The sequence below is a fragment of the Streptococcus oralis genome (assembly GCF_016127915.1).
GTDB lineage: Bacteria > Bacillota > Bacilli > Lactobacillales > Streptococcaceae > Streptococcus > Streptococcus oralis_BO.
In genome coordinates this window covers 108,168-127,454 of sequence record NZ_CP066059.1, presented here as the reverse complement: position 1 = coordinate 127,454, position 19,287 = coordinate 108,168, and the positions used below count along the sequence as shown (strand labels likewise).

The following is a 19,287-nucleotide window of genomic DNA, read 5'->3' as shown; positions in this document are numbered from 1 at the left end:
ACGAAAAATACTCAAATAGTTATTTTAAAATTCTTATTCGTTCTTTTTAAGTGTTGTCATTTTTCTATGTTTTAAATAAATAGGATATTAAAAATTGGACTCATATTTCTGTTGTTAACAATTCAAAAAGCAGTTCTTCATTTTACGAAAAACTGCTTTTACTAACTAGTTTTTAATGCATAGAGTCATCTCCTTGTTCTCTACTTTACATACAAATCTTTAAAGTGACCATCTACTTCTGCTATTTGATAGAGCAAGTGTGATAGTTCTTGGTAATCTTCTTTTAAACATGAAAGATGGGCTTGGCCAAATAATGTAGCCAATTTCTCTTTTAATCTTGCACCTTCTGGATTATGATCTTTTAAGAACTTACTGAGATAGAGATTTCGAACAGCAGCAAGTTTAAAGCTGAAATAATGATGCAATTGTTTTTGCTCTGTATTTAAGCCATTTTCAGCAACTGCTTTTGCATAGAATTCCAAAACATTACTTTGTCCATCCAGATATCTGGCCCTTATAAGCCTTGCCGTTTCTTGATAGATTTGAGTTTGACTAGGACTCTTAACCTTCTTAAAATTTCCCCACATGGAGTAGGCTCCGCGCTTATAGTCAATACCCTCTGCCTTCCAGGCTTCTAGTATGTCATTAAAAGCAACCTTCATACAGGCAAAACCAGCTGGATCGTGCAAATAGAGATACCGATCATCAATGTCATACACGGTTACAAAATGATCCACACCATAAAGGATTGTGTGATTGGGGTTGTAGGTCAGATGGCCCATATCAAGAGGTCCCAGTACGACAGGTCCATTGAACAGAAACGTTTCCAACTTTCTTTTAATCTCTTCCAAATCTACTTCTGCTTCATTCTTTAGATAGAAATCCTCATAGTCAAATCCAAGTATTTTTAAAGAATGAGAGATAGAAAGATCTGGCATACCATTATCAAAGAATACTAGAGGGTGTTGTTCATCTTCCTTTACGATACTAGCGCCATTTCCCATCACCATGATTGCCTCTAAAAAATCTGCTTTAAAGTCATAACCATAGGAATCCAGTGCCATTGCCAATGAATAACTATAGCAAAGCGACACATCTCCAAAATACATCTGCATATTCCTGCCTCCTTATCTTCTATGGGACTATTATACCGAGAAAACTATTCTCATACCCCATAAAATCCAAACAAAAAATATGGGTATTTGTGATCTATAGTCATGAACTTCAACAAGAAAACTGGCTGTTTCTCTCAACATCCAGTTTTCAATTTTTAAGCTAATTCTTGACTATTCTTCTTATGAAAGAAAAGCGAGGCGATAGCCAAAATAACAAATGCTAGGCCAACATACCAGTAAGGTTGGTCTAAGGTCGTTGAACGACCTGATAGATTGACAATTCCTCGAAAGAGCATTCCAGCTGTTAGGACTGCAACTGCCGAGTTCCATAAGTTTAGGCTGATTCGTCCTAGGTTTGGCATGATTTTCGACAGTAATGCTAGAACAATGCCCCCTACTAAAGGTACTGCAAAGAGATAGTGCATATGAAGCGACGTCTCCCCAAAACTAAAGGACTCGTAGATACGGCTAAATGCAAAGAAGAAAATAGTGAGAAGACTATAGCCAACGAGTGTCTTTTTGAGGCGTTTGTTTTTGATTTTAGTAACCGATGTAGACAATATCACTCACCGCCCTTTCTGATATCTTGCTTCCACCTGTAGTCGGTTTATTGATTACCTGACCGTTAAAGTAGAGAGTTGAGGATCCACCACCATCAAGGTTATAGGCTGTCTTCACTCCGTAAGATTTCATCACTTCTGCCATCTGGTAAAGAGACAATCCCTTGCTTTCAGAGGTACGACCATCCGAAACGACGATGATGTAGTGGTTTTCATCGATAATCCCAATAGCTGTACGAGGATTGGATGACATGGCTTGACCGACTTCTGTATTGGTATCAACGGATATTTCTCCATTCTCAACTAGAGACGGACCAAATGCCAGTAGATTGACGACACCGTCCTGAACCAACTGATCGGCTGAAACTTGGTCTTCGTAGATGATTTTAAAGGAGCCGTCCTTGTAAATGGCAAGGTCACCATTACTAGCATCTTCACGGACACTGTCCCGATATACAACTCCATTACGGATAACATAACCAGAGCTATTAGCTCCATAGTAGTCACCGTTGACAGCTAGAATAGCATTGTTTTCAGCAGCCGTTACAGAGGTTTTAGCTGTGACGTTGGTTCCATAGGAGTTTTGAGCTAGAGCTGTTTTGAGATAATCCGATGAACTAAGGGTTATATCTGCCACATAGACCTGCGTTTCATTCACAGTCTTTTCAGTGAGGGTGACACTGATATTTCCATCTGAATAGCTAGTATCCGTCACCTGGGCATTTTTTGCTGCCTGACTTGCTGCTGTGGTGTTAGACGTTGAGCTGGCATTAGATACAGTAGAAATCGTTTCAGCAAGTACAAAGGTCTTCAACATCGAATAGGTAAAGGAACTTGTCAGGAGCAAGCCCAAGACCGAGGCGTATAGATAGGGTTTCTTTAAAACTTTCATAATGGGCTACAGGTCCTTTCTTTGAAAATAAAGCGAGTTTGAATGGTCCAAGAGAGGATAAAGAGCATGATTCCGACAAGTATCTTCGCGATTAGCAAATTGACTCCAAGACTAGAATTGAAAAGTCGAATCAGGATGGTGTCTAAGATAAAGAGACCAACTGCTAATCCAAAATAACCTGATCCTGTTTTAAAACTGCTCGCCTTGTTCTTAAAGACCAATTTTTTGTTGGTAGAAAAGTTAAAGATGGAGCTAGTCACACGTGCCAAACCATTTGAGAGGAGAACACGAAGACCTGTCGGAATAAAGCTCAAGCATAGAATAGAGAGAGCGTAGACCACATAATCTACGATAAAACTACTAAAAGACGAGAGCGCAAACTTTAAAATATTTTTATAAATCATCAATCCATCTCGAATAGGCCGGAAGTGAGAAGCCTCATTGTCGTTGATATAGACTGTTTCAATCGGAACTTCTAAGATTGGGTAGGATTGACTTGCTTCGAGGAGCATGTTCATCTCGTATTCATACCGTTGTCCTTCTATCTTGAGCATAAAAGGAATCATATCCATTGAAAAGGCACGTAATCCTGTCTGTGTGTCGGATACAGCGACACCCGTTTGCAGTTTAAACAAGATACGAGTCAAGCTATTTCCAAAGCGACTACGCAAGGGAACCTTGCCAGTAAAGGCACGGACACCAAGGACAAGTGTATTAGGATTTTCATTTGATTTGGTCAAGCTACGAAATATGTCCCAGATCCTGTGCTGTCCATCTGCGTCTGCTGTAACCACAGTCCCTGGCTTATTGAGAGACTGAATGTACTCAAAGGCTGTTTTCAGAGCTTGCCCTTTTCCTTGATTGACCTGGTGGCGAAGGACTGTCGCAAAATCCGCTGCTCGAGCAAAAATGCCTTGGCATTCTGGCAAACTTCCATCATCAATGACGATGATGGAAAAATCGCTCTTATTGTGAATCTTTTCAATCAATTTGATGAGATTGTAGTCAGGTTCGTAAGCTGGAATAACTAGATAGTTCATATTTACACCTCTTTCTTTGATGATTGGAAAAGTATACAGACAAATGCTTAAAAATTCCTTATACTTAAATTTAAATAAAATCAAATTTATTATTTTTCTCAGAAATCACCAATCCAAAACAAAGAAAAACTCTGTAAAAGCTATCTTCTACAGAGTTGGTTTTGCATTTTTATAAAATGTCAGAAAATGATCTAGTCCTTGATTACTGGTATCCAGAGTTCCATTTGATAGTCAGGTGATGACATGTCACCTTCGGTATAGACTTCGAAGTCTGGTGAGCCTGAGTGGCGATAGCCTGTTTCAGGGAAAAAGACCTCCAAGACATATTTCCAAGCATTGTGAATGCTAGCTGGTATAGGGCCTTTGACTGGTACAATAGCATATTCAGCGGCTGGGATATCTTTGATGAACAGACCTAGTTCTTCTGCTTTAGCTTTATCCGTCACATCATAGGCAGCCATATAGTTGATGATTTCGCCTTCTTTGACATCGGAGCAGACACCAAAGGATTGGCCACTGCCTAGACTCTCTAGCCTTTCAAAGCTGTGATTGGCATAGAGCTGCTCCCATGCAGACGGACACTGGCTATTGTCAATAGCTTCCAATAGGACGCCTGCCACGGAAAATGCAGGTTTCTTTTGAATCTTGATATTCATGTTCTTTCCTCCTGTGATTTTTAAGGATAATTGAAGTTTAGGAAAAACCCGATAAGGTTTTCCATTTCGAACTTCTGAGGGAGTTGCCCCATGGAATTTCTTAAAGGCTGCGCTAAAAGCATCCGCAGACTCATAGCCGTATTTCAACGCTATGTCAATGACCTTCTCAGAGCCTTCCCGCAAGTCTATCACAGCTTCTGACAGCCTGCGATTGCGCAGGTATTCTGCTAATGTCATATCTGCCAGGATAGAAAATAGCCTGCTAAAGAGAGGGTAAGAATAGCCCGATAGCTGCTGAAATATTTTCATATCCACTTCTCCAGTCAACTGCTGCTCCAAATAATCCATGGTTTGATTGAATTGATGCATCATATTCTTTTTCACCTCACAAAAGATACTAAGACCGTTAAAAGCAAAGTGAAAATTGGAAAATTGACGGAGGGGCTCCTGCTCCGAGAAAATTTCATCTTTTTCACACAGCTTTTAGGCCGTGTTCAATTCTAACTATAGTATAACAGATATAAGATACTTCCGCCCCAGAATTTTTGTACAAGATTTAGGGGATTTCTACAATCTCTCCCGCAGCTTCTCCACAAAGAGATAAGCCGCTGGGCAGGTCAGGGTATTTTTGATGGTCAGATGATTAATCTGATGGATCTTTTTACGGTCTGTATGAGGAAATTCCCGGCAGGCCTTGGGACGAACATCATAGATTGAGCAGAGATTATCTCCCCCTAGAAAGGGGCAGGGCATGGATTTGAAAACCTTGTCCCCATCTTCATCCACCTGCAGAAATTCCGCTTCAAAAGCTGGTAATTTCATCTTAAAGTACTTAGCAATACGGGTGATGTCTGCCTCTTTAAAGTCTGGTCCCAAAGTCTTGCAACAGTTGGCACAGGCAGTACAATCAATCTCAGCAAAGACTTCTTGGTGAATCTGCTGCGCAATCTTATCTAAGTTTTTAGGAGGTTTTTTCTTTAGATTAGCTAACACTTTGCGGTGCTCCTTCTGCTTTTGCAAGGCTAGCTGATGGTAATACTCAATATCAATTTCTTTAGACATAGTTTCTTTCTAATACAAGTGTTTTTGTCTATTATACCATAAGTTATTTTTCATTTTTGAGTATTGCACATAAAAAGCCCTTCGGAAAAAATCCGAGGGGCTAAAAACGTTGTTAAATCAACGGCCGAACTTTTGAATTTCAAGGTTCGGGATAAAATAGTTCACTGAACTATTTTATTTTTTAAGGTTGTAGAATGATTTCAATCCACGGTATTCAGCTACTTCACCAAGTTGGTCTTCGATACGAAGCAATTGGTTGTATTTAGCGATACGGTCTGTACGTGAAAGTGAACCAGTCTTGATTTGTCCTGCGTTAGTTGCAACTGCGATGTCAGCAATTGTTGAATCTTCAGTTTCACCTGAACGGTGTGATACAACAGCAGTGTAACCAGCTTCTTTCGCCATTTCGATAGCGTCGAATGTTTCAGTAAGAGTACCGATTTGGTTAACTTTGATAAGGATTGAGTTAGCGGCACCTTCTGCAATACCTTTTTCAAGGTAAGAAGTGTTTGTTACGAAGAAGTCGTCACCAACCAATTGAACTTTACCACCAAGACGTTCAGTAAGAGCTTTCCAACCGTCCCAGTCGTTTTCGTCCATACCATCTTCGATAGTGATGATTGGGTATTTGTTTACCAATTCTTCAAGGTAGTCGATTTGTTCTGCAGCAGTACGTACAGCAGCTCCTTCACCTTCGAATTTAGTGTAGTCGTAAACTTTACGTTCTTTATCGTAAAATTCTGATGAAGCACAGTCAAATCCGATAAATACGTCTTTACCAGGAACATATCCAGCAGCTTCGATCGCAGCAAGGATAGTTTCAACACCGTCTTCAGTTCCTTCGAAACGAGGAGCGAATCCACCTTCGTCACCTACGGCTGTTTCCAAACCACGAGATTTAAGGATTTTCTTAAGAGCGTGGAAGATTTCAGCACCCCAACGAAGAGCTTCTTTGAATGATGGTGCACCAGCAGGTACAATCATGAATTCTTGGAAAGCGATTGGAGCGTCAGAGTGAGAACCACCGTTGATGATGTTCATCATTGGAGTTGGAAGAACTTTAGTGTTGAATCCACCAAGGTAGCTGTAAAGTGGGATTTCAAGGTAGTCAGCAGCAGCACGAGCTACAGCGATAGACACACCAAGAATTGCGTTTGCACCCAATTTACCTTTGTTAGGAGTACCGTCAAGTGCGATCATAGCACGGTCGATAGCTTGTTGGTCACGTACATCGTAGCCGATGATTGCTTCAGCAATGATGTTGTTTACGTTGTCAACAGCTTTTTGTGTACCAAGACCACCGTAACGAGATTTGTCACCGTCGCGAAGTTCAACTGCTTCGTGTTCACCAGTAGAAGCTCCTGATGGAACCATACCACGTCCGAAAGCACCTGATTCAGTATAAACTTCTACTTCAAGTGTTGGGTTACCGCGTGAGTCTAGGACTTCGCGAGCGTAAACATCAGTAATAATTGACATTTTTTACTCTCCTTTGAGTTAAATTTTTTACACCTCTATGATACCTTAAAAATAAGCGTTTTTCAAGAAAAAACGTTATCTTTGTGCAAATTTTCCTTAACTTTATAAAGTAATCGCTTTCTTTTGTCTGTTTTCTTGCGATTTTTGTGATATACTGTTTTTATGACAGATTTATCAAAACAACTATTAGAAAAAGCTCATGGTGGGCCGAAATTAAACCCTGACGAACAACGCCGCTATCTCGGCACTTTTGAGGAAAGAGTTCTTGGCTACGCGGATATCAGTACTGCCAATAGTCCTGAATTAGAACATGGATTTTTCTCTATTTTAGAGGGTTTTCAAGAAAAGGTAGAGGCACTTTTTGTGAAGATTTCACCAAATATCGAGTTTGACAAACAGGTCTTTTACTTAAAACAAGCAAAGGAAAGCAACTGTCAGGCGACTATTGTTTCAGATGATCATATCACCTCTCCTTTTGGTCTTGTCATTCATACAAATGAACCTGTTCAAGTAGACGAAAAGGACCTCAGACTTGCTTTCTCAAACCTCTGGGAGGAGAAAAAGGCAGAGGCTCCTAAAAAATCTATTTGGAAGAAATGGTTTGGTTAATGATTTCTCAAATTTAACAAACGACCAATATTAGTAGCTGTGTGCTCCAAATAGAGACTTGCATTTTTAAGACTATCTTCCAAAGGTTCACTTTTCTCTAGGATAGAGAATACTGCTTGTATATTTTCGAATGGTAGGGGAGGCAAATCGTCAGCAAAACTACCACAAATAGCAATAACAGGGACTCCGTTAGGGGTTCTTTTTGCTACACCAATAGGAGCTTTTCCAACAAAGCTTTGACTGTCCAGTCGACCTTCTCCAACGATAACCAAGTCTGCCCCTGCAACTTTCTTATCAAAATCAATCAAATCTAAACAAGTATCAATCCCAGATACGATAGTGGCCTCAGCAAAGGCACAGAGCCCAGCCGCAATCCCACCGCCGGCTCCTGCTCCTTTAAGAGACAGGGTTGATGGTGAAAATTTTTCATAGAACCGCTGTATAGCCAAATCTACTGTCTCAAACAAAGCAGGATTTAAGCCCTTTTGTTTTCCAAATGTATAGGTTGCTCCTTGATAACCACATAGAGGGCTCACGACATCTGCTAAAATACGGATTTTCACATCTTCAGGTATCCTATACAACTTGCTATTTGAAACTGACTCGAACTCAAGCAAAGTCTGACCACAAGCTGGCAATTCCTTTCCATTCTTATCATAAAAACGATAACCCAAAGCAGCGGCAATGCCTATCCCACCGTCATTACTTGCCGTACCACCAACTCCGATATAGATTTCTTTCATCCCTTGATCAATGAGATGGCGAATCAACTCTCCGGTACCACAAGTTTGGATGTGAAGAGAGTTTCGTTTCTCCTGCGGAATCTTTCCTAAACCAACCAAGTCAGCAACTTCAAAAAGCGCTATTTGGCCTTTATAAAAGTAGCGCACGGCTTCTTTTTGGCCAAAGGGCCCTGTCACCTCTTGCCATTTTTCTTCGAGTTCAAGAGAATGTCGAATAGCATCTACAGTTCCTTCCCCACCATCACCAACAGGACAGAGCAGACATTCTACATTTGCTATCGATTTTTGGAATCCTCTTTTTATAGCTTGAGCGACCTCTTCTGCCGTCAAACTTTCTTTAAAAGAATCGGGTGCAATTACAATTTTCATAGTTCCCTCTCATTCTAAGAAATCAATCAAAGGTAGAACTTCTAAAAGATCCCTCGTATCTATATGACAAGTTATCTCTGTTTTTACGACCTCTTTGGCACAAAATGCAATACCACATCCTGCTGACTTTAACATCAAGAGGTCATTGGCACCATCACCGATAGCAATCGTTCTTTCTTTGGGAAGTTTCAGTTCTTTTTTCCATTTCTCAAGAGTGGCTTGTTTTTCTTGGGCTGTCACAATTTCACCAACTAGTCGACCTGTTAAAAAACCGTCTTTGACTTCCAACTGGTTGGCAGAAAAATAGGAGATGCCAAGGGATTTTACTAATCTCTCAACTATTGGTGCAAATCCACCAGACACTAGACCGACTAGAATGCCCTTCTTTTGAAGTATGGAGATAAATTCTTGAGCATTCTTGGACAGATTGATGGATTTGAAGACAGTATCAAAGACCGAAACCGGAAGACCTTTTAACAAAGCCACTCTCGCTCGTAAGCTTGTTTCAAAGTCCAGTTCGCCTCGCATTGCCTGGCTTGTAATCTGCGATATTTCTTCTTCGCAACCTGCTTCTTTTCCTAAAAGATCAATCACTTCCTCTGCTATCAGAGTGCCATCAACATCCATAACACAGAGCCCCATTACTTGAGTCATCACTTCTCCTCTTTTCTAAACAGCCCAAAAATCGTATGAAAGAATCATACGATTTTATCTATTAGTTGACTAAACTATGGTACAAGTCAAGATAAGACTTGCAAGCTGTATCCCATGAGAAATCACATTCCATAGCTTGTTTTTGTAGATTTCTCCAAACGTCTGGCTGATGCTTATAGACATCCAAGGCTGTTTGGAAACTCCAGTTAAGCCAGTATGGTGTTAAATTGTCAAAGCTAAATCCAGTACCAGTTCCTTCGATCGGATTGAAGGATTGAACCGTATCACGCAAACCACCAACCTCATGAACCAATGGTAGAGTTCCATAGCGCATCGCCATCATTTGAGACAAACCACATGGTTCAAAACGACTTGGCATGAGGAATAGATCACAAGCTGCGTAGATTTCTTGAGCAAGTTTGACATCAAAAGTGATATTTGCTGATAGTTTGTCAGGATAGACTTGCGCAAACCAGGAGAAGGACTGTTCAAAAGCTGGGTCACCTGTTCCTAAAAGAACGATTTGAACGTCCTCCTGTAAGAAACGATGCAAGCTTTCTACAACGACATCAAAACCTTTTTGGCGTGTCAATCGAGAGACAATCCCAACTAGAGGGACATCTGCTCTCACAGGCAACCCAACTCTCTCTTGTAATTTTGCTTTGTTTTGAGCTTTTCCAGACAAATCTTCCTTATCAAAATGATAGTCTAAAAGCGGGTCTGTTTGAGGATTATAAAGATCTGCGTCAATACCATTGACAATACCTGAAACCTTACCTGACTCCATGCGAAGAATCTGGTCCAAACCGCAACCGAACTGACTGGTCATAATCTCATGCGCATAGCTAGGAGATACGGTTGAGACACGATCTGCATATAGGATACCAGCCTTCATCCAGTTAAGGCAATCATTCCAGCGAAGAGTGCCATCAGCATAGCGTTCAAACCCAACACCGAACAAATCCCACAACATTCCTTCAGAAAATTGACCTTGGAATTCCAAATTGTGAATGGTTAAAACGGTTCTGATTCCTTGATAAGCCTGAATCCAATGGTACTTTTCTTTTAACAAGAAGGGAATCATGGCTGTGTGGTAGTCATGAACATGGAGAAGGTCAGGGATAAAGCCGATGCGTTCCATAGCTTCAAGAGCAGCCAGTTGGAAAAAGGCGAAGCGTTCACCATCGTCAAAATCACCGTACACATGACCACGGAAGAAATAATATTGATTATCAATGAAGTAGAAGGTAACCCCATTCAAAACAGTTTTCTTAATACCACAATACTGTCTACGCCATCCCACACTAACTTCAAAGTGAAGAACATCCTCTATCTGGTCTCCGAACTTAGCTTCTACCATATCATAATAAGGCAAGAAAACTGCAACTTCGTGCCCCGCTTTTACAAGTGATTTGGGAAGTGCGCCAATGACATCGCCCAAACCACCTGTTTTTGAAAATGGTGCTCCTTCTGCCGCTACAAATAAAATTTTCATGAATAAATATCCTCTGTTACTGTTTCACCCTTCTTCACTACAACTGGATGTTCTGCTGTGCCTCGAATGACAACACCGTCCGCAACCTCAACTCCCTTGTCTAGAATGGCATATTCAACCTGGGCTCCTTGCCCAATCACAACACGAGGGAATAAAATGCTGTCCTTCACCACACTATCTTTGTGAACATAAATGTTACGAGATAGGACTGACTGAACTACTTCACCCTCAATGATACTACCAGAAGCAAACTGAGAAGTACTTACTTTTGAAGTATTCGCGTAGTAGGTTGGTTCTTCATTCTTAACTTTTGTATAAATCTTTTGATTTGGTGAGAAAAGAGAGTAGAATTTTTTAGATTCAAGCATATCGATGTTTGCTTGATAATAGGACTGAACAGAATGAATGTTCGCTAAGTAGCCTGTGTATTCGTAAGCAAAAGCTCCTTCTTTTGCAGCTAAATCACGAAGAACATAGCGCAGCTTTTCAGGATATTCTTTCTGAGCCTCTTCTTCAAGTTGTTCAATCAACCAAGGAGTATCCACAACAAAGATATCTGTAGACATGTTGAAGAGTTCATCCGTAGACTTGTTATCAAAGAGTTTATGCGAACGAACATGGTCTGTTTCATCAATTTCTAAGATAGCATTCACATCTGAAATGTCTTTCTTCGGAAGTTTCTTATATACAACTGTGATCGGACCTTTCGTTGTATTGTGTAGATGGAAGACTTGATTCAAGTCAATATTCACCAGCACATCGCAGTTAATCGAAACGGTTTGGTTTGAACCTGAACGTCTCAAGTAGGTAAGAAGCTGTTGGTAATACTCTTTTCCAACTGTACTGCTTTCAACACGAGTATTATAAATTCCTAGATAGTAGTGACTTAGAAGGGTGGACAAGCCCCACTCACGACCTGAACGGATATGGTCGAATACTGAGCTGATATTATCTTGTTGGAAAATACCAAAGATACTACGAACACCTGCGTTTGCAAGACTGGAAAGGGGGAAGTCAATCAAACGGTATTTCCCACCGAAAGGCAAGCTAGCCACCGGACGGTGTTCTGTTAACGTTGACATATCATGAAAACCAACTGTGTTTCCTAAAATGGCTGAATATTTATCAATCTTCATCTGTTGCTACCCCCACTACTTCATTGTATCCTACTACTTGTACTTCGTCAGTTCCGTCAATCTCTACGCCGTCTGCAATAATGGCACCCTCACCAATAATAGCACGAGTAATCTTTGCTCCATAGCCAATAATAGCTCCGCTCATGATGACAGAATCAACGACCTCAGCACCTTCACGTACTTGTGCTTCTGTTGAAAGAATCGAACGTTTAACAGTTCCATCTACAAAACAGCCATCCACGACCAATGAATCTTCAACGTGTGCATGTGCTCCAAAGAAGTTGGGTGGTGAAATCAAGTTTCTTGAGTAAATTTTCCATTGACGATTGCGGCTATCCAAAGCATTTTCTGGCGAAATGTACTCCATATTGGCTTCCCAAAGTGACTCAATCGTACCAACATCTTTCCAGTAGCCATTAAATTCATAAGCATAGACACTTTCACCAGACTCGAGATAGTTAGGGATAACGTTCTTCCCAAAGTCTGACATATCCACATTGCTCTTTTCAGCAGCAACAAGCATATTGCGAAGTCGTTTCCAGTCAAAAATATAAATTCCCATAGAAGCCTTTGTAGACTTAGGTTGCGCAGGTTTTTCTTCGAATTCAACGATACGGTTATTGGCATCTGTATTCATGATACCAAAACGGCTAGCTTCTTTGAGAGGTACGTCTAGGACTGCTACTGTCAAACTGGCATTGTTATCCTTATGGGACTGAAGCATGTCATCGTAGTCCATCTTGTAGATGTGGTCACCAGAAAGAATCAAAACATACTCAGGATTAACACTGTCGATGTAGTCAATGTTTTGGTAGATAGCGTGACTAGTCCCTTCAAACCAACGGTTTCCTTCGCTGGCTGAATAAGGTTGTAAAATAGAGACACCTGAACTGATGCCATCCAATCCCCAGCTAGAACCATTTCCGATATGGTTATTCAAAGCAAGAGGTTGGTACTGAGTAATCACACCAACATTATGGATTCCAGAGTTTGCACAGTTGGAAAGAGCGAAGTCAATGATACGGTAGCGCCCACCGAATTGCACTGCCGGTTTGGCAATGCTTTGAGTGAGTTTTCCGAGACGTGTTCCTTGCCCACCCGCAAGGATCAAAGCTAGCATTTCATTCTTCATTTTCTACTCCTTTTATAAAGACATGTGAACGTTAAAATCGAAAGAAGGTCGGAAATCAAACTTTTTTATAAAAATAATAGGAAATCCATTTCTCTTGTGTTTCAAGTCCAATACAAGTACATCTGTTTTTAAAATCTAAAAAATATCATCAACAACCCATTATTCTTTTTTCTTAGCTGGTTTCAAACGACGCTTGATCTTCCAGATGCTTGCTCCCATGGCAGGCAAGGTAAAGGTCAAAGTCTGCTCATAATCTTTCCATAAGCCTTCTTGAGTCTGAACTGTTTGATTGTGCTCTTTCCACACACCTCCCCATTCTTCTAATTCTGTATTCCAAACTTCTTCGTAAATACCTGCAACAGGTAAACCAATCGTAAAGTCCTTACGTTCAACTGGTGCCATATTAAAGACACAGACTAACATTTCGTCCTTCTTGCCCTTACGAATAAAGGAAAGGACACTCTGATCTCTATTATCAGCATCGATAATCTCGATGCCATCGTAACTAGTATCAATTTCCCACAGACAGCGATGGTCTTTATAGAATTGATTGAGTTGAGAAGTAAAATGCTTCATCTTGGCATTCATCGGATCTTCTAGATTAGACCACTCCAACTGCTCCTCAGACTTCCACTCGAGGAATTGCCCGTACTCACTACCCATGAACAAGAGTTTCTTACCTGGATGACAAATTTGATAGGTGTAGAGATTGCGCAGACCAGCGAACTGATTGTAGCGATCCCCCCACATCTTATGCATCATACTCTTCTTACCATGAACTACTTCATCATGTGAGAAAGGCAAGAGATAGTTTTCATTGAAGACATACATAAAGCTAAAAGTCACAAGATTAAAGTCATACTTGCGATAAATCGGATCTTCCTCGTAGAAACGGAGGATATCGTTCATCCAGCCCATATTCCATTTATAGTCAAATCCAAGACCACCCATTTCTTTCATGCCAGTAATCTTTGTCGCTGATGAACTTTCTTCTGCAATCATCATGATATCTGGATGAGCTAGCTTGACAACTGTATTCAAACGTTGAAGGAAATAATAACCCTCGTAATTAAGGTTTCCACCGTCTTTGTTTGGAGTCCAAGGAGCATTATCATAATCTAGATACAGCATATTGCTCACTGCATCGACCCGAATACCATCTAAATGGTAAAAATCAATCCAAAATTTAATACTTGAAATCAAGAAAGACTGGACCTCATTTTTTCCGAGGTCAAAATTCAGCGCACCCCAACCGTAGTTATGAGCCTTGTTGTGGTCTTGGTATTCAAAAGTTGGTGTACCATCATAATATGCCAAGGCATCATCATTAATAGTGAAATGACCTGGAACCCAGTCTACGATAACACCGATATTATTTATATGACACTCTTCTACGAAATCTTGGAATTCCTCAGGTGTACCATAGGAATGTTCAAAAGCAAAATAACCCATAAGTTGATAGCCCCAGCTCAATCCAAGTGGGTGAGCCATTAAAGGCATGAACTCAATATGTGTATAGTTCATCTCAACTAAGTATGGAATCAACTCGTCCTTCAGTTGCGAAAAAGTATAGGGACTACCATCTGGATTTCTCTTCCAAGATCCTGCATGGGCCTCGTATATATTAACTGGTCTCTCGAAAAATCCCAAACGTTTGCGACGTGCTAGCCAAAGACCATCTTTCCATTTCTTTTCACGGATATTGGTCAGAACTGCTCCTGTACCTGGTCTAGCTTCAAAATAAACTGCCAAAGGATCAATCTTCATAATCTGGTAACCATTTGCACGCGTGATATGATATTTATAAATCTGACCTTCCTGAGCTTGACTCGTAAAGACTTCCCAAACACCTGCTTCATTACGAACCATAGGAATCTGATTCTCAACCCAATTAGTAAAATCCCCAACTAGATGAACTGCTTGTGCATTTGGGGCCCAAACCCTAAAGGTATAGCCTATTTCTCCGTTTTTTTCCTCTCTATGCGCCCCTAAATAATGCTGAAGGTGAAAGTTCTCACCTGTAGTAAAGGTTCTTAATGCTTCTTGATTATTCATTCAATCCCCTTTCTTTTGTAAGCGTTTTCTATAATTCTATTATACACTCTTTTAAGATAACTTTCAAGTAATTTACGAAGGAAATCATATTTTTTTATGAAAGCCTTCAAAAAATTTCCTAGCATTTTAAAAAAGATATCCAGAAAATAGAATACGAAACAATTTCCATATATTTTTTTATTATAATACCAGAATATTCGTTTTTTATCAATTTTAAACTGTATTTTTTTGAATAAAATAAAATCAGGAAGCTATTTTCCTGATTTTATAGATTATTTCACATCAAAAACAATGGATTTGACATTTGTCATCGCTTCGATACTGTATTTAATTCCTTGTACTCCTGCACCAGAACCCTTTACACCAAGGAATGGGAAATTATCTGGTCCACGCTGTGTTTTATTATTAATATGAACGGTACCCACTTCAAGTTTTTCAGCAATTTCAAACGCCTTCTTAAAGTCATTTGTAAAGACTGAAGATTGAAGACCGAACTCTGATTCATTAGCAATTTCTATTGCTTCATTCGCATCAGCGACACGGATAATTGGGAGAACAGGTCCAAATGGTTCTTCCCAGGCTAATTTCATATCTCTTGTGACATAATCAAAAAGTCCTGGCCAAATGAGATTGTTCTCACGTTTGATTGTGCTGAGCGCTTTGGCTCCTTTTTCCTGAGCATCTTCAATCAATCCCCAGATGAAATCAGCTGAAGCATTATCAATAACAGGTGTGATATCTGCATTGTCAAATGGATCCCCCACTGTTAGCTTAGCAACTTCAGCTTGGAGCAATTCAGCCAATCTGTCTGCTACGCTTTCCACAACCAAAACACGTTTGATAGCAGTACAACGTTGACCAGAGTAGCTAAAGGCACCACCTACGATCTGCTTAGCTGCATTTTCTAAATCTGCATCTTCTAAGACAATTGCTGCATCTTTCCCACCAAGCTCCAGCATAATTGGGCGCATACCAGCCAAACGACCGATACGCTCACCAATCGGTGTTGAACCTGTAAAGTTAATGAAGTTCACTTCCTTGTGTTCGATGATGTAGTCTCCGATTTCAGAACCACGTCCAGTGATAGTGTTAAAGACACCTGCTGGGATTCCTGCTTCGTCAAATGCTTTAGCTAGCAAGAGAGCAGAAATAGATCCTTGCGTTGGTGGCTTAAACATAACAACATTCCCTGCAATCAAAGCCGGAGCAATCTTGGATCCAGAAAGGTTGACTGGGTAGTTAAATGGCGCGATAGCTAAGACAACTCCAACTGGCTCACGACGGACAATGGCTAGTTTGTTTTTACTTGCAGCTTCAAAACCGCCACCTTCCATTGCTTGTCCAGTAATACGGAGACCTTCCTCAGCAGCAAAACGGATCAAATCTGCTGTACGTACTACTTCTCCAATGGCTGCTTTAATCCCTTTTGCAACCTCTTTGGCAAGAATGGTACCAATTTTTTCTTTATCTCGTTCCAAAATGTCTGCTGTCTTATGCAAATAGGCTGCACGCTCAACTGGTGCTAAATCACGCCATGCTGGGAGAGCTGTACGCGCTGCTTTCATAGCCTCATCTACTTCAACCTGACTCATAGCAGGTACTGTACCCAGCTTTTCTTGATTGATGGGAGAATAGATGGCAATTTCATTCTCTGATGATTTCCATTTTCCATTCACTAAATTCTGATAATTTGTCAAATTCTCTTCCTCCTGAAAATGATTAAACCTTATTTTATCAAATTTTCAGAAAATTACAACCCCTTTTTAGAAAATATTGATATTTTTTTCACAAACTTGATTCTTCAAATTATTTGAAATTTATTCCTATTAGATATTGGTTTTTCAATAAAAATCAAAAAAGGTCTAGAGTTAACTAAACCTTTTTGTGGCATTTACTATGAAAGTACCTTCAAGACTGCAACGCTGATATCATCAATCACATTAGACTCTTGAGAACGACTATTGGATACCAGCATTTCAAGATTTCCTGCATTTTCAAAGTAAAAAGAAGTTCCTTTAGCATTGAATACCACCAATAAGTGCTCTGCTTCACCATGAATCTCGTAAACAATCCACCCACTATTTTCAGCAGCTGTATGGACAAAGACATGACGATAAACTTCTTCATATGTAGGATAAGAGAAAGCACGTGTTTGTGTTTTTAGGCGAATAATCTGGCGAATAAAGTCAATGCTCTCTTGTCTCTCATTGATTAAATCCCAGTTGACCTGGTTGACACTATCTGGAGCATTGTAACTATTCATGGCACGTTCTCTATCTGCCGCAGTCAGCTCGCCATTTTCTCCAGTAGCAAGGAGTTTGGTGCGTCCAAATTCTTGACCTAGCTCTATAAAGGACATTCCTTGCATAAGAATGCTCATCGCTGTTGCCGTCTCGACCTGGCGCATAATCTTATCTGAACTGTGTTCTGGATGAAGGGTTACTAACAAATCATGTAAGTTGTAATTATCGTGGGCTTCCACGTAGTTAAGAACTTGGTTTGGACTAAGATATGAACCCAACTCTCGGCTACCAAGAATAGCTTTGGCTACAATCGGTTCTGTAGCTGCACCGCTAACAAATCCTGCCTTGATTGAGCCGTAAACTTCTCCTCCTTTGATGGCATCACGCTGATCGTCGTTGAAGAATCCAATATTTGGCATCTGGTAGGCATTGTCTTTCTTGGCCTTGTCATAAGGTGCAAGACCGGTTCCCATATCCCAGCCTTCTCCATAAGTGATAATACGGGGATCAACCTCATCTAGCGCCCAACGAATTGCCTGCATGGTTTTGACATCGTGAATTCCCATCAAGTCGAAACGGAAACCGTCAATATTGTATTCTTTCACCCAATAAAGGAGTGAGTCAATCATATACTTGCGGTACATTTCGTGTTCGCTTGCGGTTTCATTTCCTACACCTGTTCCGTTTTGGAAGGTTCCATCTGGATTCATACGATAGTAATAATCAGGGACAGTTGTTTGGAAAGGTGCATCAACCGTTGAGAAAGTATGGTTGTAAACGACATCCATAATAACACCGATTCCCGCATCATGATATGCCTGAATCATGGTCTTGAGGTCTCGAATAACCTGTCCAGGATCATCTGGATTACTTGAGAAACTTGGTTCTGGTGCATTGTAGTTTTGAGGGTCATAGCCCCAGTTATAGGTTACATTCCCGTCCTCGTCATATTCCTTATGGCGATCAAAGATTGGTTGGAGTTGAACATAATTACAGCCGAGTTCTTTGATATAGTCAAAGGCTGTTGCTTGACCATACTGGTTAACCGTTCCTGTCTGCGCAGCGCCAAGGAAAGTTCCACGGAGATGCTCTGCCACTCCAGACGTCGGCGATTTTGTAAAATCACGAATGTGCATCTCACAGATAACCGCTTTACATGGGTTTTCCAAACGCCAAGGAGCGTCTGTCCCATGCTTGACTTTAAATCCTTCTACCTGTCTATCTTGCTGAGAGAGAATGACGGAACGTTTCCCGTCAGGGCTTGTAGCAATAGTGTAAGGATCTCGTGTCAAAGTCTGATGGTGTGGAAACTCAATCTGATACTGATAGGCTTTACCTGCAAGATTTTCGTCTAAATCTACACTCCAAACACCAATGGTATTGTACTTATGACTGTATGAATAGCTATTCCCACGCTCAAGATTAAAGGTTTTCCAAATCGGCGCGTCGTTACTTGTATTTTCATAAACGACCACTTGGACTGCTGTAGCGGTTGGAGCCCAGAGTTTAAAACTTGTCTGATAGTCAGAGATACTATAGCCCAACTCTCCTTGGTATCCCCAATGGTGATCAAAACTTTCACTGTGAAAGGCTTTATCAAAAGCAAACGGGTTTCGATCTTTATAGCAAGGACTTGCAATGGCTGGATTTTCAGAATAATAAACCGTCTCATCACCATCCAAAATCCAAACCTCAGTCAACAGTGGATAATAGTTAAACCGTAGAAGATAGTCTTTTGTCTTACCATCTATTTCGACAGAAAAGGTCAAAGAATCGAGCCTTTCTGCACTTGTGACTGTAAAGGAGAATTTTGCTCCAAAATAGTCATTTTCATAATACAAATTTTCTTTAACATCTGCCTGTTTTCTACTGAATGAACAAGCGGCATAATCCCCATTTTTTCGGTGAAAATGGATGACTACTGGGTATCTATACATTTCTTTTCCTAATTCCTAATTTCAATTTTATTTTTTTAAGTCATGCTGAAAAATTTAGCGGGAAATTCAGCACAATAGAGAATAGCATTAATAGATATAAAAACACATCA

Annotated in this window: 16 protein-coding genes; 1 reads left to right on the top strand and 15 read right to left on the bottom strand. The window is 40.4% G+C overall.

Going from position 1 to position 19,287, the window contains the following annotated elements; all coding sequences use genetic code 11:
• Positions 1-200 precede the first annotated feature (200 nt).
• The 7 genes from I6H78_RS00590 to eno all read right to left on the bottom strand — a co-directional run bounded on the left by I6H78_RS00590 (position 201) and on the right by eno (position 6,804).
• Positions 201-1,115 (bottom strand): peptidase, encoded by a 915-nt coding sequence (locus tag I6H78_RS00590; protein ID WP_198459599.1) that lies wholly within the window; start codon positions 1,113-1,115, stop codon positions 201-203.
• Positions 1,116-1,270: 155 nt separating this feature from the next.
• The gene (locus I6H78_RS00585; protein WP_198459598.1) at positions 1,271-1,681 is read right to left on the bottom strand and encodes a hypothetical protein; all 411 of its coding nucleotides are present in this window, start codon (positions 1,679-1,681) and stop codon (positions 1,271-1,273) included.
• On the bottom strand, positions 1,656-2,567 hold the full coding sequence (locus I6H78_RS00580; RefSeq protein ID WP_198459597.1) for a phosphodiester glycosidase family protein: 912 nt from the start codon (positions 2,565-2,567) through the stop codon (positions 1,656-1,658). Before I6H78_RS00580 ends, I6H78_RS00585 begins: the two co-directional genes overlap by 26 nt.
• Positions 2,564-3,607 (bottom strand): bifunctional glycosyltransferase family 2/GtrA family protein, encoded by a 1,044-nt coding sequence (locus I6H78_RS00575; RefSeq protein ID WP_198459596.1) that lies wholly within the window; start codon positions 3,605-3,607, stop codon positions 2,564-2,566. Before I6H78_RS00575 ends, I6H78_RS00580 begins: the two co-directional genes overlap by 4 nt.
• A 191-nt stretch (positions 3,608-3,798) precedes the next feature.
• Positions 3,799-4,635, bottom strand: a complete 837-nt coding sequence (locus I6H78_RS00570) for an AraC family transcriptional regulator (RefSeq protein WP_198459595.1) — start codon at positions 4,633-4,635, stop codon at positions 3,799-3,801.
• Positions 4,636-4,830: 195 nt separating this feature from the next.
• On the bottom strand, positions 4,831-5,325 hold the full coding sequence (locus I6H78_RS00565; protein ID WP_198459594.1) for a YkgJ family cysteine cluster protein: 495 nt from the start codon (positions 5,323-5,325) through the stop codon (positions 4,831-4,833).
• Between the two features lie 174 nt (positions 5,326-5,499).
• The gene (eno, locus tag I6H78_RS00560) at positions 5,500-6,804 is read right to left on the bottom strand and encodes a surface-displayed alpha-enolase (RefSeq protein WP_000022821.1); all 1,305 of its coding nucleotides are present in this window, start codon (positions 6,802-6,804) and stop codon (positions 5,500-5,502) included.
• 162 nt (positions 6,805-6,966) lie between these two features.
• Here eno and I6H78_RS00555 point away from each other — a divergent pair, with 162 nt between their 5' ends.
• Positions 6,967-7,413: a DUF1694 domain-containing protein gene (locus tag I6H78_RS00555; RefSeq protein WP_198459593.1), complete on the top strand. Its 447-nt coding sequence runs from the start codon at positions 6,967-6,969 to the stop codon at positions 7,411-7,413.
• Here the strand turns inward: I6H78_RS00555 and I6H78_RS00550 are convergent.
• The 8 genes from I6H78_RS00550 to pulA form a co-directional block, all read right to left on the bottom strand.
• On the bottom strand, positions 7,410-8,525 hold the full coding sequence (locus tag I6H78_RS00550; RefSeq protein ID WP_198459592.1) for a glycerate kinase: 1,116 nt from the start codon (positions 8,523-8,525) through the stop codon (positions 7,410-7,412). The genes I6H78_RS00555 and I6H78_RS00550 overlap by 4 nt on opposite strands.
• 9 nt (positions 8,526-8,534) lie before the next feature.
• Positions 8,535-9,179 carry a phosphoserine phosphatase SerB gene (gene serB / locus I6H78_RS00545; RefSeq protein ID WP_198459591.1) on the bottom strand — a complete coding sequence of 215 codons (645 nt, stop codon included), beginning with the start codon at positions 9,177-9,179 and terminating at the stop codon, positions 8,535-8,537.
• A gap of 61 nt (positions 9,180-9,240) precedes the next feature.
• Entirely contained in the window at positions 9,241-10,674 is a 1,434-nt protein-coding gene (gene glgA, locus I6H78_RS00540) for a glycogen synthase GlgA (protein ID WP_198459590.1), read from the bottom strand.
• Positions 10,671-11,810 (bottom strand): glucose-1-phosphate adenylyltransferase subunit GlgD, encoded by a 1,140-nt coding sequence (gene glgD, locus I6H78_RS00535; protein ID WP_198459589.1) that lies wholly within the window; start codon positions 11,808-11,810, stop codon positions 10,671-10,673. Before glgD ends, glgA begins: the two co-directional genes overlap by 4 nt.
• Positions 11,800-12,942, bottom strand: coding sequence for a glucose-1-phosphate adenylyltransferase (locus I6H78_RS00530; RefSeq protein ID WP_198459588.1), 1,143 nt, complete (start codon positions 12,940-12,942; stop codon positions 11,800-11,802). Before I6H78_RS00530 ends, glgD begins: the two co-directional genes overlap by 11 nt.
• Before the next feature lie 159 nt (positions 12,943-13,101).
• Complete coding sequence (glgB, locus tag I6H78_RS00525) at positions 13,102-14,997, bottom strand: 1,4-alpha-glucan branching protein GlgB (RefSeq protein WP_198459587.1); 1,896 nt, start codon at positions 14,995-14,997, stop codon at positions 13,102-13,104.
• A 272-nt stretch (positions 14,998-15,269) separates the two neighbouring features.
• A complete protein-coding gene (locus I6H78_RS00520; RefSeq protein ID WP_198459586.1) occupies positions 15,270-16,694 on the bottom strand; it encodes an NADP-dependent glyceraldehyde-3-phosphate dehydrogenase in 1,425 nt (474 codons plus the stop codon).
• Between the two features lie 197 nt (positions 16,695-16,891).
• Positions 16,892-19,177, bottom strand: coding sequence for a type I pullulanase (gene pulA, locus I6H78_RS00515; RefSeq protein WP_198459585.1), 2,286 nt, complete (start codon positions 19,175-19,177; stop codon positions 16,892-16,894).
• Between the last annotated feature and the right edge of the window lie 110 nt (positions 19,178-19,287).